This is a genomic window from Candidatus Vicinibacter affinis, from assembly GCA_016714365.1.
GTDB lineage: Bacteria > Bacteroidota > Bacteroidia > Chitinophagales > Saprospiraceae > Vicinibacter > Vicinibacter affinis.
The window spans coordinates 243,292-260,275 of the sequence record JADJNH010000006.1; the positions used below are offsets into that span (position 1 = coordinate 243,292).

The 16,984-nt window shown below is 38.3% G+C and carries 9 protein-coding genes and 1 tRNA gene; all 10 read right to left on the reverse strand.

Features of this window, described 5'->3' with window-relative positions; translation table 11 throughout:
* Window positions 1–35: 35 nt before the first annotated feature.
* Window positions 36–126: transfer RNA gene (locus IPJ53_14190), tRNA-Ser, on the reverse strand.
* Window positions 127–169: 43 nt separating this feature from the next.
* Window positions 170–964 carry a TatD family hydrolase gene (locus IPJ53_14195; protein MBK7800248.1) on the reverse strand — a complete coding sequence of 265 codons (795 nt, stop codon included), beginning with the start codon at window positions 962–964 and terminating at the stop codon, window positions 170–172.
* An 18-nt stretch (window positions 965–982) separates the two neighbouring features.
* On the reverse strand, window positions 983–1,393 hold the full coding sequence (gene ruvX / locus IPJ53_14200) for a Holliday junction resolvase RuvX (GenBank protein ID MBK7800249.1): 411 nt from the start codon (window positions 1,391–1,393) through the stop codon (window positions 983–985).
* A 157-nt stretch (window positions 1,394–1,550) separates the two neighbouring features.
* Complete coding sequence (locus IPJ53_14205; GenBank protein MBK7800250.1) at window positions 1,551–5,642, reverse strand: hypothetical protein; 4,092 nt, start codon at window positions 5,640–5,642, stop codon at window positions 1,551–1,553.
* A 665-nt stretch (window positions 5,643–6,307) separates the two neighbouring features.
* Window positions 6,308–7,003 (reverse strand): hypothetical protein, encoded by a 696-nt coding sequence (locus tag IPJ53_14210; GenBank protein ID MBK7800251.1) that lies wholly within the window; start codon window positions 7,001–7,003, stop codon window positions 6,308–6,310.
* Window positions 6,978–7,535, reverse strand: coding sequence for an archaeosortase/exosortase family protein (locus IPJ53_14215; GenBank protein MBK7800252.1), 558 nt, complete (start codon window positions 7,533–7,535; stop codon window positions 6,978–6,980). Before IPJ53_14215 ends, IPJ53_14210 begins: the two co-directional genes overlap by 26 nt.
* A gap of 75 nt (window positions 7,536–7,610) precedes the next feature.
* Window positions 7,611–8,537: an IPTL-CTERM sorting domain-containing protein gene (locus tag IPJ53_14220; protein MBK7800253.1), complete on the reverse strand. Its 927-nt coding sequence runs from the start codon at window positions 8,535–8,537 to the stop codon at window positions 7,611–7,613.
* A 223-nt stretch (window positions 8,538–8,760) separates the two neighbouring features.
* Window positions 8,761–9,687 (reverse strand): IPTL-CTERM sorting domain-containing protein, encoded by a 927-nt coding sequence (locus IPJ53_14225; GenBank protein ID MBK7800254.1) that lies wholly within the window; start codon window positions 9,685–9,687, stop codon window positions 8,761–8,763.
* A 263-nt stretch (window positions 9,688–9,950) separates the two neighbouring features.
* Window positions 9,951–13,766: a T9SS type A sorting domain-containing protein gene (locus IPJ53_14230; protein ID MBK7800255.1), complete on the reverse strand. Its 3,816-nt coding sequence runs from the start codon at window positions 13,764–13,766 to the stop codon at window positions 9,951–9,953.
* A gap of 30 nt (window positions 13,767–13,796) precedes the next feature.
* Window positions 13,797–16,913: a T9SS type A sorting domain-containing protein gene (locus IPJ53_14235; GenBank protein ID MBK7800256.1), complete on the reverse strand. Its 3,117-nt coding sequence runs from the start codon at window positions 16,911–16,913 to the stop codon at window positions 13,797–13,799.
* Window positions 16,914–16,984: the final 71 nt, after the last annotated feature.

Below are 16,984 nucleotides of genomic sequence, written 5' to 3' on the forward strand. Positions count from 1 at the left end.
GTTGTATTGAGTTATTTAGTACGATTTGTGAAAACTGGCGGAGAGTTAGGGATTCGAACCCTAGATACCCTTTTGGAGTATACACACTTTCCAGGCGTGCTCCTTCGACCACTCGGACAACTCTCCATTATCCTCGCTTTTTGTAAAGCGGCCGCAAGATAGCGCTTTTCTAGGATTTAGCAGAGACCAATTCTGGATAAAAGACGGTTTTTGCATTGTGTGTGGTTATCTGACCTACCTGTTCTATACTCATATTAAGTATCTCCGCTATCCTGGCCCCAATGACGGGAATGTAAGCTGGTTCATTTCGCTTACCCCTGTAAGGCACCGGACTTAGGTAAGGCGCATCGGTCTCCAAAACCATGCGATCAAGTCCCAATTCTAGCAATAAATCCGGCAAGTTTGTTTTTTTATAAGTCACCACACCACCTATCCCAATATAAAATCCCAACTGGATCAATCGCTGGGCCTGCTCAATCGATCCACTAAAACAATGAAAAACCCCTTTGATTCTGCCATCCTGAAGCCTTTCCAAAAGGCCCAGAGACTCTTCAGTAGCTTCCCGGGTATGGACGCTCACCGGAAGTCCTGTTTGTTGACTCCATCCCAATTGAATGGTGAAAGCCTCCATTTGCCTGGCAAGACTGGAAGGATCCCAATATAAATCAAGTCCAATCTCCCCTACTCCCTTACAGGAATTTTCTGCCAATGCCCTTTCAATCAAATTTAATTCTTCCAGATAATTTTCCTTGACCGAACATGGATGTAAACCCATCATCATGTCACAATGATCTGGATATTCATTTTTCATTCTGACGACTTGACCGATTGTATTTGCTTCAATATTTGGCAACAACATTTTATCCAAACCTGAAGCAATAGCACGCTCCATCATTTCAGAACGATCCTCATCAAATTCAGGTAAATAAAGATGGGTATGTGTGTCGATCCATAAATTGTTCATAATCTTAGAGCTTCAAGTTTAATAATGACCTAAATATTCCTGCAGTATTATTACTGCACTGATGCGATCAACCAATCCCTTATCTCTTCTTTTCATTTTGGGGGTTCCGCTTTGAAGAATAGCTTCCTTGGCTTTAACAGAAGTAAAAGACTCTTCCTGAAAATCAAATTTTATTTCAGGCAATTTTTGCTGAAGAATTTTACTGAAATCTTTTACTTCCTGAGTCAAATACGTCTCTTTGCCATCACTGTGAAAAGGCAATCCGAAAATAATTTTCTCAACTTGTTCATTTCTACAATAGGTCAATAAATATTCTTCGATGTTTTCTGTATCAATTGTATCCAGTGCATTGGAGATCATCTGTAAAGGATCTGTTACAGCAATGCCACAGCGCTTTTTACCATAATCAATTGCAAGAATGCGTCCCATTTTAAATATATAACTGACAAAATTAAATACATTACAGCACAACACTCAAATTATCAATACAACCTCACTAAAAAAAAAGAACCCCCCTTAGGTCATTACCTAAGGGAGGGTCCCATCCCAAAAACAGTAAACTCTTTAGAACAAAACGAATTTAGCCTTATTGGATCACTACCATTCTCCTCGTAGCGGTATATCCTTCTGCATCCAACTGATAGTAGAGGACGCCGGTAACACCTAACTGTGAGTGGTTAATCTGAATACTGTTGTAACCTTTTACAGCTTGAATGTCCGATTTAAGAACAGTTCTGCTGTTGAGATCATACACAGTCAGTGTGGCTTTAGCAGCGCGAGGCATGTCAAATCCGATCACTGTCAGATCAGAGAATGGGTTTGGTTGATTCTGATACAGAACCAGGCCATTCTGGTCGTTTACTCCCTGGCTGTTTCTGTAACCTAATCTGATATCCATACTCTCAAGTGAAGCATTGTAAGCTTCTGCCTGAGTAATGGTTGAATTTAATTGTAGCGTAGTTGATATTTGACCTTTCGAAAGAGCTTTGAATTTGAGCGAGAATAAGTTTTCGTAGTTCTGAAGGGCCGTGACTTCATTACTATTCCAACTGATTGCGAGCAATCCTTCTTCAATTCTGGACATGCCCATATTCTCTTTTGTCATGTGGCTTGCACCACTGATCACATCAACAAGCTCTAACTTTGTTGGATCAAATTGCATGGTAAACTGGTAACCATTGATGGTTTTAGCTTGAGACAACTGGATAGGAACGATGAATTCCTCCTGAGTCGAAAAGTTTCTTTCAGCTGTTACAAGTGATAAAACATCTTTTGATCTGGATTGAGTGCTTGAGGCATTGGATGCCACTACAGATCCGTTCAAATCTCCAATCTTTATACCTCTGAAATCAATGATCATACTCTGATTGAAAGGATTGATCACATAATTTCTTGGGAAGTTTTCATTCAAAACTTCTTCATCGGATTCAACGAACTTGTAGTTTTTATCAACAAATGCCCATGACTCATTCTTTGCAAACTTTGTAATCTGACCAAGTATCAATTTTCTCAATTCGATGATATCGGCAGATGTAATAGTTTTACTGTTGTTAACATCAGCTGCAATAAATAAGTACGGATCTTTTAATGGCTCAAGTCCAAGAATGTGCTTCTGTATTTTAATGATGTCAGCAGTTGAAATTCCATTTGCATGATCATCATTTTTATACGGAGCCACTGTGTAATTAGCACCATTCAATTTCATGTCGATAAATGCATACCTTCCATCTTTGGTGGTCGTGTATTTAGGTAAATTACTTCCCTGAAGTTCTACTTCTACCTTGTTGATTGGATCTTGTGAATTTCCGGTATTGGCAATGATCAAACCCGATACATTTCCATTGGTAAGTGTACCTTTCTGACATGCTTTGTTGTTATCCTGAACTTCAATAAATGTTCTGCAGAATGCCTGCTGACCTGTAACAGCATCTGTTACCCAAATCTCAACAGCCTGCTGACCAAGATGTGAACAATTGTAATTTCTGAATTTATCTGCAGTGTCCTTAGAGAAACTCAATACAATTCTGTTTCCGCACACATGATAACTTCCTCGATCCAAATCGCTGGCCCATACCTGGATCATTGCAGTATCAACTACACCGTCTCCATTGGTATCCATAGGCATTAAATCAATAGCCACTCCATTCAAACAATATGGTGTTGGCTGCTTGCAATTAATAATGCTGAATCTGCGCTCTCTGGCAACTTTATTTCCGCATTTGTCTTCCACCACAAATTTGATGGTGTGATTTCCTAATTTATATCTTCCTGAAGCATCAATTCTGTTACCAATTCCTGAGCGGATGATGTCGTAAGTACCATTGTTGTCAAGATCGATTAGATACTCCCATGCAAGTTCACTACCAGGAGTACAATCATCTGCCAGATCAACTGTTAATACTGCAGGGCCATTGAAACAACTGTCTAGTGTACAGAAAGTAGTATCCGTAAATCTGCCTGTAATGGTTGGATCAACCAGATTGTTTACTTTGATAATCTGCTCATGAGTAACCGTTACATATTCATACTGTCTGGAAGTTGAATTGTACACAAACTGACACCAGTCAATCGCCTTCCATTTTCTGATAATCTTGTAGCATGCATCAGATCCATTTACAAATCTAAATACATGATCTTCCCAGCTGTATCCAAGCAAATCACATTTATCTTCATTGATCGCTCTTGGCCTTCCAGTTCTTTCCGGAGTGAGGATATTTGGATCAAAACACATGTTGAATGTTGAATCCTTAGGCCAGATAATATCTGTGTATAATCTGAATGGACAATAGTTGAAGAAGGTAATTACCTGCTTACAAGTATCTACACCATTTGCATCTCTTACTTCCCAGTATCTGGTAATGGTTCCAACATTACACTGCGTTCTGTTGTCTACATACCATTTACTTAAACTAAGATTACAATTGTCGTGCGCGAATCCATCATGTATATTAAATACTGTATCAACTCCGCTGTAACAGTTTTTCTTAAATCTAATAGTTCTGGTATTAAATATTAAGGCTGAATCTGTTTGAATATCACCAAAGACATTCAAATTGTTGATGTCAAAATGGTAATCACATGAAACTGTTAAATCAATCGGTGCCTTGCAAGTTGGTTTTAACTTATCCTGAACCTCTATATTTACCATGCAATCATTGTAATTGCCGGATTTATCTTTTACTCTGAAGACTACCAGAATAGATCTGCCTACATCTTCACAACAGAATTCTACGAATGGTCTGAATGGATCAGCCAATTGATCATTGTCGCAAGGTCCGTCATTCATTCTTCTGACCAACATGGAATCGATATGACAATCATCGTATGAACCATCGTCAAATGTTTTGGCATAAACGTGGGCTCTTCCATCTACAGAAAGTGAAACCACTGTTTCTCTGTCGCAAATTGCTACAGGAGCAGTTTTATCCAATACTCTAACTAAAACAATGCAGGAATCAACATTGTAACAATCATCATAGGCACGATAAACAATGTTATGTTCACCTACAGGAAGCTTAACGGTTCCTCCATTTTGATTCTTTAAAATACCTCCAGGATAAACAACATCTACCCTAACAGGCCCACCACAACTGTCAAACACAACTGCTGGAGGCAAGTATACTGTACCTTCACACTTATAGTTACCATCCGTAGTAGCATCAATTGGATAAGGACAATGAACGTAAGGTGCTTCTCTGTCTACAATTTCAATCAATTGTATACAGGTACGCACACGCTCACCATTACACCACCACTCACGAATAGACCACATACGCATGTATTTCTGAACACAACCAATCCTTCCAAGATCGATGTCTTCATAAGTTACAGCAATGTTGCAGTAAATATCTCTTACAGGCCAAAGTGCAATTGTATCAAGCACTAAAGGACTGCGTAAAATAGTATCGTGATACAATGGTACTCCTGTAAAACTCGGATGGGGATGGCCTTTACTATCAAGTGGAATACGATTATATCTTAGATCTTTACAATTTAAAGCTTTGCCTGTTGCAAGTGATCTGTCTTCCGGACAAATAACTCTTGAAGTGTCGAATCTTTCAAGAAGTGTAGTATCTGTACAGATTGCAGATGTGTTGTTATAAGCGTCTCGCGCGATGTACTTTTTAATTACACGCTTTATGTAATTAGGGTCGCAATTCAGTGGCTGAATAATTTCATCCAACAAAATCAACGTATCCCATGTACATGCATCGTAGTGATACGGCGTAAAAGTTGCCGCTGCAAAACATGGAATGGTATCTCTGCGACACTCAATTACCGGAGGCAATTTATCCTCTACTACCAGAGTGCCCCAGCATTTATTGCCCGAGATTAAATCCTTAATTTCAACCTCAATATGTTGACCGATTTCAGCATCGGTAACCACCGGAGAAGTTGGAATTGGTTTTTTGTACCTTAATACAGTTACCTGATATTGTGCACCAGGACACTGCGTTGCGGTGTCATTCAGAATCATTGCCGCTGTTACCAGTGCACGACAATTCTGATCTAAAGAAATTTGTGTAAGCCCATTACATGCCAATGAACATTGCGCCGTTACTGTCTGTTGGACAGAGGCGAATGTAAAGACAAACATAGCTGCAATAAATATCCTCACGAGGTGAAGACGTGCAAAGCTTGATGTAGAAATGGGAGATGTAAAAATCGTTTTCTCCATGAGATCCTCTATTTAATGATTAATAAAAATTTCAAACCAATTCACATAGCACACGGAGGTCACTCCGAATACACATGCGTTATTCGCTAAAAAATTTTTGTCCTGAATAAAAACTGTTTGGGTAGGTTGTCAAACAGAAATTATATCCCTGGACAAGGATCTAAAATCATTCGTTGGTAAAAAAAATTGCTGAATTCTAGCTTGCGCTAAAGAGAGGATCTACTATTACTGGGGTTGGATGTAATAACTACCACAAAGGTAATTATTATATTTAAAAATCCTACTATTTGTGAATATTTTTTTAAATAAATTACAAATAGAAAAATCTTTAATACGTGACAAAGGTAACAATAATGATTTTGAATAAAGTATACCAATATATGAGTATTTTTTTAAATATGTTATTTTTATAATGCGTATTGCATTCTATTACAATATAATACAAATATAATTATCAAATAATTTAAGCGCATTTCAATATTATTGCCCTGAATTAAAAAAAATCCAACAATTAGAAGATTGATAACAAAAGACATTAAATCGAGCTAACTTGATTTTGAATTTGACCAAATTAGCAGGTACTTGGGTGCCGCGATTTTACCATAGACAGGAACATCCTTTCCTGAACAGGAATAGTTTTTTTTTATAAAAACTATTTCGTTAAATTATTTACCTCCTTTGATTGAAAATATTTTTGTGACTAACCACCAACAGCACAACCATGACAAAAATGTCAGGATGTAAATGCTTTCAATTCCATGAAATATTGTGGAAAATGAGATCAGTTTCTTTTGCCAAGCACTCAATGATATTGGACTTAAATGTTCAGAAAGATTGATTTGTAAAACCAACACAGTCATCAACCTGAGCAAATTAACCAGTTGAAGAAAACAAAATGAAATAAGCAAAAGTAAAATCCTCTTTATCAGTGTAGCGGGAAATGAAATACTGAGACAAAAAACAAGCAAGGATGGCAACAGCCAAAGATCCCAGATGCTCAACTGAACTTTTTGATTTTGAATAGGTAGTTTTTCTCCGGCGCCACTTGACAACGAAAGAATATTTTTCTTATTTAAAAGATTGAGTTGCGTGTCATACTTTGATTCAAATTGAACCGGAGGTAATTTTAATTGATAGGGCCCGATGATCATCTTACGCGATGTCTGATCAGCAGTATGCAGATATAAATAGGTGTCTAAAAAAAAATGATCCAATGAATTATTTAAGACATCATTGACAGATTCAATGAAGACCCATTTTATTTTAGTAAACTTAATTCCGGGAACTATTATAAAATAACTGAAAGTCAGCCCCAGTAAAAAGTAAATAATTTTTTTATAATTGATCTTTGGCTGGATCATATTTTGTATTCCGGATAAGCCAATATATAAAGAGGGCCCCTGAGCTTACTAAAAAAACAAATTGCCAGAATTCTATATGCAGAAAATCAAATATCTCCGGAAAATATAATTGACTAAATACCAAACTCAGAATTCTAACTAAATTGAGTATTCCTAAAACCAAAACTACCCATAAAATTCCGCTGACTTTATTTTGAAGGGTTACTTTTGGAAATAATGAAATGGCAAGTGAACTTAAAAATATAGGTGCAATGGCGTCACAACCTTTGGAAATACTGACCACTGCGGCGCCACAATGAATATTCATATCCTCTGCCCAGGACTGATATCCAAATAATTTCAGAATGTTTGCACTCCCTGAAGCAAATAAAATGGAAATGGGCTGTTGGATAAATTTCTCATAAATGCCCGTTGAAGAAAATAGAAAAAAAACAATCAAGACCAAAATCATGATGAATGCATACTGTATCAGTTCATTCTTCATATACTTCTGCACAAAAGTTGGTTGAAGTCCTGTAAGATGATTTGGCATGATGAGCTACAATTATTAAAAAAAATAAGAAGGGTAATATGCTAGTATTACCCTTCTTTATTTATGTTTTTAAAATTATTCTTCCCTGTTGCTGTATTGGATTCCCAATTGAACAATAAAGGCCAACACTATACTGGAGAGCGCAAATCCCGGTACATCTGCATTGGTCAGACTGTAATCGAAGCCGAAGATCGAAATGCCAAAACCAATCAATCCACTTATCCATACAATGGCCAGTGACTTCATGAAAAGTTTTCTATCAAACATCATACCGGCAGAAATGCCTTGACTTGTTTCCATGGCCATACCGTTGGAAAGCATCAATTTTCTGCGTGTCATAAATACTCCTGCAATGGCAAATAAAATCAATCCCATCAGCATAAGTCCCCATTCACCCATGGTAGGCACCATGCTCAAACAGCTGATTCCAAATTCACCAATGGCAAAACCATTTGCAGCTGGAGGGAAGGTAATGGTAATTGACTTCAAAAGACATTTAGAACCGGTAGCATAAAATCCTATGAATTTTGCACCAGCATTTCCTGTAATTGAGATAGGCCCGGAACTGGTTCCATCATTGGCTACCGCTTGAGCGGTAAAAGTGCTGAAACTATTTGATTCTGCATAAAAGTAAAAGGATCTGGTGCCCGGTGGTAAATTTATGGTAGTTGAAGTTCCGTTAAAAGTATAAACATCACCTGTGTATCCATGACTCCAGGTAGCCCAACCCTGCCCAATTCTTCGATGAGAACCAGGTGCACTGAATGACAAACCACTGCCACAAGGAGCAGGAGAAGGTAAGCTGCTGATAGATGTCCCAAGTGCCGATGGATCAGGTGCAAATGGCTGCATAGCAAAACTTTTAAAAAGCACCGGAGGGGCCCCTGTACCTGGTCCCGGATCAAAATATACGTTGGCAAATGTCGATGGTAAAAATAAAACCAATGTAAATAAGAAGGACAATACCGGCCACTTCTTAAGGTTTGTTTGAATGAAATCCATTTGGTAAGTTTTTATGGTTATGAATAATTTTAATTCCAGGAGTTATTCACTACCATTCCCTACCTCTGAATAATCAAAGGCCATCAGTTGGCTTCGGCACAAATGTATAAAAAATATTTTATATATAAAAAATATTTTCTATATATAGGTTATTCTTTCGTGTGATCAGAATCTCTATTCAGCTCTGACCTTTTATAAAGCCCAAAGACCTTACCTGAAAGCATTATGGTTGCTTTTGGAATAACATCCCCAAATGCATCACATATGCCAACAGCAGGCTGCAAATGCTAAATCCCGGGCCATCCGCGACTGTCATTTGGTAACCGAATCCAAAAACTGCCAGATTAAAGGCAAATATTCCCAACAGGGCTACTGCCAGCCAGGTTTTGAAGAATAGCTTTTTGTTGAATGGAATAGATTGTAAGCCCTGACGCTCCACCTCAATGGACCATCCATTAGCTAAGCCCAATTTCCTTTTCATTAGAAAAACGCCTCCTATAGAAAGCAGCACTAAACTTAATAAAATAAGTCCCCACTCACTCATGGTAGGAATTGCCGGCATACAGCTTATCCCAAACTCAGCTATGGCAAACCCACCGGCCGCTGGCGGATACGTAATTTTGATGGTCTTCAGCAAGCACTGCGACCCTGTTACATAAAAACCAATAAATTTGGCACCGGCATAACCTTGAATCGTTATAGGACCGGAGGTAGTCCCGTCATCTGCAATCGCTTCCGCAGTATAATTACTGTACACATTGGGTTCTGTATAAAAGTAGAAGGCCCTCGTCCCTTGTGGAAGTAATATAATTGCAGCAGTCTGGTCAAAGTAAGAATACACGTCACCCGTATAACCATGGCTCCAGGTTTCCCAACCCTGACCAACTTTAAGATGCAAAGCAGGCGTATTAAATCTAAGACTGTTTCCACATTGGGCAGGTGAAGGCAGACTCGTAGTCGGGGTTAACAATGCAGTAGGATCCGGCTCAAAGGTCCGCATCACAAATTTATTGAAGACTGCCGGCGGCGGACCTGTCCCAGGACCAGGATCAAAAACAATCCCACCAAAAATTTTGGCTGAATGGATGGTAAAAATAAAAAAATAAATTATTGGGGAAAAGCGCCTAAGTTGAAATTTACAAAACTCCATTTTATCGGTTTATGGTGATGAATATTTCTCTTAACAGATACTCATTACCACTCTCTGAATCCCAATCTAATCAGGAAACCCGGCTGGAACAGGCACAAATATATTATTAATTTTTATATGTATACTGATTTATTTGAAATATTTTTTTGAACAAGCACAACCACATATCACAAAATACTGTATTTCAGCATTTTATAATTTAAATAAAATTTTAATAAAAAGCCTTCCCATCTATTTGGAAAGGCTTTTTCAACAACTGGAAATTATTTCAAGAGAACGATCTTTCCTTTTTTCATGATTTTACCTGCCTGGAGCCGGTACAAATAAACACCGGATCCGCCAAGCATCCCACTTTCTATTTCCCATGTATTTAGACCTTTTTCAATCGACCTCCATTTTCCATACACTACTTTTCCTTCTGTATTCATCAATTCCAAATAGGCATCAACGTTCAGTGATGATTCAAATTCAATTTTGCACCGATCTTTAAATGGATTTGGACGTATCCCCCAACGATTGATTTCTAATTCATCATTTCCTGAAGGACCCAGAATCCTTATAGAAATAGGGGAAGCAAGGCTATTAACCAGAAAAATTTCATTGTTTCTGTATTCAGTATCCCTCAGCAAATCTGAAAGCCTTGTGGAGATTTTGTTTCTCCAAACAATTCTGAAAACTCGTTGCCCTTTTTCAAGTCTCTTTGGCACTCCCAGGCTAAGACTAATCCTTAATTCCCGATCTTTAACAAAATAAGAATCTTCCGAAAGGTCTACTCCCCTGCCGTCACTCAGGAATTCAACTATCCTGTCCACTTCGGCAAATCTTGAATCAAAACTCATATTTATCTGAAGTCCCTCCATAGTCAAATCATCATTGATCATAAAGTCAGAATGACTCCTTTGATTTTCAGGTAACAAATGATCTTCCACACCTAACTCAAAATATCTTAATCTTGCCCCGGCCACTTTTTCCTGAAAGCCCGACGTGCCGCTTACATCTCCTACTTTGATGGACTTAAAGTTTAAGACCTTGTCATGCATGAGGTGATCCGTTTCAAAATCTTCGCTGAATTTTTCTCGCAATGGAAAATCATGGTCATTAAAAATATACTCCTCATCCAAAAATCTCCATGATTTATTGGTTGGAACTTCTTCAACCTTACCCAAAATCAATTTTCGCAACCATACGATGTCTCTGGTAGTCACAAAGCCATCTTTGTCTAAATCTGCAGCTATCCATTGTTCAGGCTTACTAAAAGTTGAAATTCCTAGAATGTGCTTTTGCAAATACAAAACATCTTGAGTGGACAATCCATCAGTCCAATTTCCAAGTGCGTAATCCGGCTTTAGGTGTACAGATGATCCTGGCTTAATCTGATCGTTCATATATTTTCCCTGCAAATCAGTGGATACCATTTGGCCCGTACCTTGTTCAAGCATCTCTACCTTTTCCATTGGATTTCCTTTGACATCTCTCACAAGTCCTGTAACATGAATGGTTGTTTGGAAATTACTGTTGCAAAAATTATTAGGATCGTCCACATCAACCAAAGCATTACAACTTCCAGCATTACCTGAAGAGTCCAATACAAAAACCCTGAATGTATAGATTGAGTCTACATTCAGTCTATGTATACTGCATGGAATGTAACGACAAGTGTCATTAGGATTGTTTAAATCAAAAGTGATCACTAATTTGTGGGTGGGGGTACAATTATCTTGATAGAATGACAATAAATCCCTGGCAATTATTTTTGCACTGTCATTGGCTTGAATGTTGACAAGTAATCTTTTGCAATCTGCATCGGGATCCATTTTATCTGCCAAATCAACAAAAACAGTATCGCGCCCAATATTATTACAAATATCTCTCGCAGTAAAAATAACTCTTGTTTTGCCTAATGGATACACACCACTTGCATTGGCACCTCCACCATTAAAATCATTGGTTATACTTATTATGGTATTGCAACTGGTGACTACAACAGGAGCAAGTACAAGAAATGGATTACATTCTGTATTAGTCGAGCAAAAAGCTGTATCTCTTGGTCCCTTCAATCTTGGTGGTCCAAAATCCGAAACATTGATAACCTGAGTATCCCTGGCAATTGCACCATTACACAACGACCTCGCTTGCCACAATCTTAAGATCCTTCGACATGAATCCGCAGGTCGGTTTAAGGTACTATCTCTCCATGTGTATACAATGGTACCACAACTGTCTCTTGGATTTAACGGGCGCAATCCTAAAGAATCCGGATGATTAGAGCGACAACCGCGCACCATGGTATCTCTTGCCCAAATAAAATCTCTGGCATCAAAAACATAATTATTGACAATCTCTATTCTCTGTCTGCAACTACTGTCAATGACCCCATTCCTTAAATTAACTCTCCACTTTCGAATAAAAACTCCCCTTCTGCAACTATCTAATTTGCCGGAATCAGAAAATGTAATTCCGTTTGTTGTAGTGTCCACACAAACTCCTGAAATGGTGACCCTACCTGTGAGGTTTAAATTATTCATATTTTGGGTGCAACTCAATGTTACATTTGCTGGACAATTAATAGCAAACACATTCTTGTTTTGAATCTCCACTTCGATCATGCAGAAATTTGAATTTCCGCTTTCATCAACAACTTTGACCACAATCATTTCTCTCATCCCTGCATCGGCACAACAGAAATAAATTTGATCTCTGAATGTTGTATCCTGAGGCCTGTTACAACGATTCGTCATTCGTCTGACCAATACTGTATCCACTGCACAGTTGTCTGTAAAAAAACCTATCTTAGAGAAGTAAGCCGCATTCAAAGTGGATTGTCCGGTCCCATCCAAAGAAAATATCAACTTTGGGGGACAAATTAAAGTCGGTGGAATATTATCCACTACCGTAGCATATGAAATGCAAGTATCCGAGTTTCCACATGGATCAATGGCTATGTATTGCATCGTATGTTTTCCAGTAGATAATTCAACACTTTGTCCCGGCCTTGCAAGAAAAAATGAATCTATTCTAACTGCATAAATCATTAAAAAAGCCGGACTACATGCATCTGTGGCAGTGACAGTTGGTATCCGATATAGATTAAAACATTTATTTGCTTCTGTAAACAAGGTAACATCTGCAGGACAAATAATCTCCGGCCTTGTTGTATCTGCAATAGTGATGAGCTGAGTTTCCATACTTGTCATCCGCGTACACCAATTCATTACAAACCACCGGCGTTGAATTTTTATCATCCCTCCACAAACCGGTATGGTGTCATCCAAATGGGAAGGGAGCAAATCACAAAATGCATCAATGGGTTCTCCGAAAATTGTTGGAACTTCCAAACTTGAAATATCCGGATTAGGACAATACAAAGTATCGTCTGCAGGAAACACAACATCACTCAATGATGGCTTTCTGAAATAAACATCTTTTGCACAAGTGGTTTTGTTTCCGTAATCATCTGTAACCGTATACAGCAAATGACTTATTCCTGAATATCGTAAATCACACTGCAGTCTTTCAAATCTCAGGTCATATAAAATGGTAAGACTTGCATCACAATTATCGCTTGCCATAATCATGGTGTCGTATCTTAATTCAAATGGATCAAGAATGCACATTACAGTATCCACACGGCAAACCAGCACCGGCATCAATTTATCTTCCACTTTTAATTCACTCCAACAACTCATTCCATTTGTAGTATCCAATACGGTAGCGGTTCTTTTTTTACCAATGTCTGAGCAGCTGACATAATTCAGACCCGTCTCGTTCACATAAACCTTAAATTTTCCGTAAGAAGGAAGTTTGTCGGTAATCAACATTTGTGGGGTAAGATATGCTCTGCCACTTTGATCAACGGATATCTGAACCAAGCCATGACAAGGTAGATTTAAATTTTCCAATTCATTGTCATGCATTGGCTGAACATCAACTCTGTCAGATGAAGGCCAATCCTCAGGAACAGCCTTCATCTCATTACAGAATTGGAATACCAATAATAACAACATCACCTTAGAGGCACTCTTTCTAATGTGATTGGTCCATTTTGGGATGGGTTGATTTATATTTTTTAGATTTTTCATGATCTATATATTGCAGTTGTATGTAAGGAATTATTGTACGATTATTTTTAAAACTTCCCTTGATTGTGCGGTTCGCAGAACAAGAAAATAAACGCCTGAATGGGTTAATACCCGTTGATCCAATTCAACCGTATTCACTCCATTCACCAAAAATATTGCTTGTTGAAAAATTGATTTGCCTGACACATCAAAACATTCCAAATCCAAATTTTCAAACTTTCCATTGGAAATTTTTATTAGATAATTTCCTTGCGTTGGATTTGGTCCGGCCTCCAGTATTTCTAAGTCTTTCCCGCTATATGTGCTATTTGTTTTCTTGAGATTTATTGAATAACTTTTGTCATTGGCACCATACATTTCATGGTTGAAATTTTCAGTTAAATTTAGATTTTCAGGACATATAATTTTGAGACCCGGGATGTTGAATTCAAAAAGCACCTCACCCTTTTTGATAACAATGGGTCGCATTAGGTTAATTGAAATTAATATTTCATTCTCGCTTATGCGTATAAAATCATCCGACCAATTATCTTTTAAGAAATTATCCCCCAATGAAATATTCTCACTACAATTCTTTTCTAACCTGATCGATAATTGAAGACCATTTATGAAGCATTCTGAATCAGAACTTAGAATTAATTTAGAACCGACAAACTGATAATTAATAATCTTGGAATCACTTTCATTTGACACTCCTTTCTTTTGAAATAATGATTGATTTAAGTCCCCTAATTTTATTCCGATAAAATCTATCTTCTTATTGGATTCCAAAGCAGGAATATTCATCAATTTGTGTTGTTTGTATTCCTCCCATGGAAAAGCTGGATATGAAAACCGGTAACTTTTATCAATGCACAAATAGGATGCATTATTTGGCAATGCAGTAATCCTACCAAGTATTAAATTTCTTAACACAGAAAGATCTTTTGCAGTGATGGAGCCACTCTGATCCACGTCTGCTGCCAACAGATCATAGGGATTACTTATAGGGTTGATACCAAGGATGTGTTGTTGAATTCGAAGTATATCTGCCGTACTTATTCCATCCAGAAAATTTAAATCACAATATCCTTCCATTCCTGCAGAAATTCCTTTTGGAATGTCAAGAAAGCTGTATTGACCTTGTTCATCCGTAATAGATTCAGCAGTGGTATTGCCATATTGAAGTCGAACTCGAACCTCTGGAATATTCATTCCATAATAACTGCGCACGAGTCCTGATACATGGTAATTGTTAAAAGTCTGAGGACATAAACTATCCGGATCAGTTACTGCAATGTAGGTGGTAGCATAGCTGGAATTGTTGCACTCATCCCATACATAAACACTTACAATGTTTTGTCCAATGTCATCACAGGTGTAAGTTCGAATGGTATCATTGGGATCCGATGAATAAGAAAATCTAAGTCTTTCGGTTTTAGTACAATTATCCTCACTTTTTTTGTTTAGCAAACTTGCAGGAACACTCACCATTGTACCAGCAGGCATTCTTAAAAGCGATGTACTTATACCATGAAGAAGTAAAACGCTTGGCTTCTTTCCATCCTTAACTTCTACACGCACTAATTTTACAGTTTCATTATGACAAGAATCGACTGCCCTGAAATAAATACTGTGCGGGCCCATAGGCATAATTCCACTTGCATTGGGTCCGACTCCTCTGCGATCTATTTTACCTTCACTCCCAAAATCTATTTCATAACTTATTGAAATGGCAGAGGTGACACCACAATCACTCGCAGATACATCTGGTAATTGCACTAAACTTGACCCACAGTTTTCAGCAAAACTGTAAATTAAGGTATCATTAAAACCAATAATTTCAGGAGGAATGGTGTCCATGATTTTAATCTCCTGGACGTAGCTGTAATATCCATTGTCAGCAATTCTGGGATTTGGGGTCAGGTAGGGATTATAAACACACCAGTTTATTACTTCCCATGTTCTGAGCACTTTTCCACATACTCCCCCTCTGGTAAAATCGTAAAGTTCATCTGTCTTTTTGACCAAAACCTGATCGCATTTATCTTCTTTAATGATGGGGACTCCTGCTTTTATGGTATCTGGTTTGATTCTGCATGCATAGACAATTGTATGAGCTGGCCATTTAAGTTGATTGGTATCCAGTCCGTTAAAATTTGAATTTTTTAGGAGTGTGACTGTCTGACTGCATTCGGATTTTAATCCTAGCCTGTCTGTAGCGGTATACTTTCGCTGTACGGTGCCGGATCCACAGCCATTTAGGTTTCTGATGATCTGTGAATCCAATCTTACAGAGGAGCAATTATCTGAATATATAGGTCGCTGTTTTGAAAATAATGAGTCCGTATCAAATCCACAACTCACTGTGAGGTTTGCAGGACACAACAGATTGGGGCCAATTTTATCTGCCACACTCACCATGACCATACAGTCCCTGAAATGCCCCAGATACAAACTGTCAGGCACCGGTCCTGCACCCGGGTAAACATCATATACTCTTAATATAACAGGTATCGGAGAAGACCCAATATCCATGCAACAAAACAAAATCTCATCATCAAATCGGTAATTTGGATTTCGGCCCAATGTGCATGAAAAACCAATTGGTGCATTCATTCTCTTAAGCTTAAAATACACATGCCCACAATCATCCGTAGATCCCCCGTCCAAACTTACAGCCGGCACTAGACCTTGTCCGGTACTGTTTAAATTGATGACCATTTCCGGTGTACAAATTACATTGGGAGGCGTAGCGTCAAACACTGTAATCTTCATGGTGTCGATGGCCACAACGCGACAGTTGTCTGTAATTTGGTAAATAACCTGATAGACTCCTGTCTGAAACCTGATGAGTCCTCCATTTGAATTTAGATTTCCAAAAACGGTGAGCGTATTACTTGATTGGACTGGCAAGCATGTAGAATTTATAGCTGCCGCCGGCAAATTAATGAGGCTGTCACAACTGCCCGGAGTCTTTATACTGACTGTCATGTCAGGAGGTGCGGTAATTGTGATAGCAACCGGAGTAGTGACGAATGGTGCACTAGAGCCATCCCGGGCGGTTAATCCGGATGAACAGAGTAACAGGATACCCAGGACGACTCCTTGGGAAATTTGAAAAATTCTGGATTTGGGAATCCAGGCTAAAGAGTTTGCCGTGCACATAATAGAATATTTGCTAAATCCTAAATAAATCATTTATGGGAACAGCCTTGGCTGTTCGTTCACAACTGTCC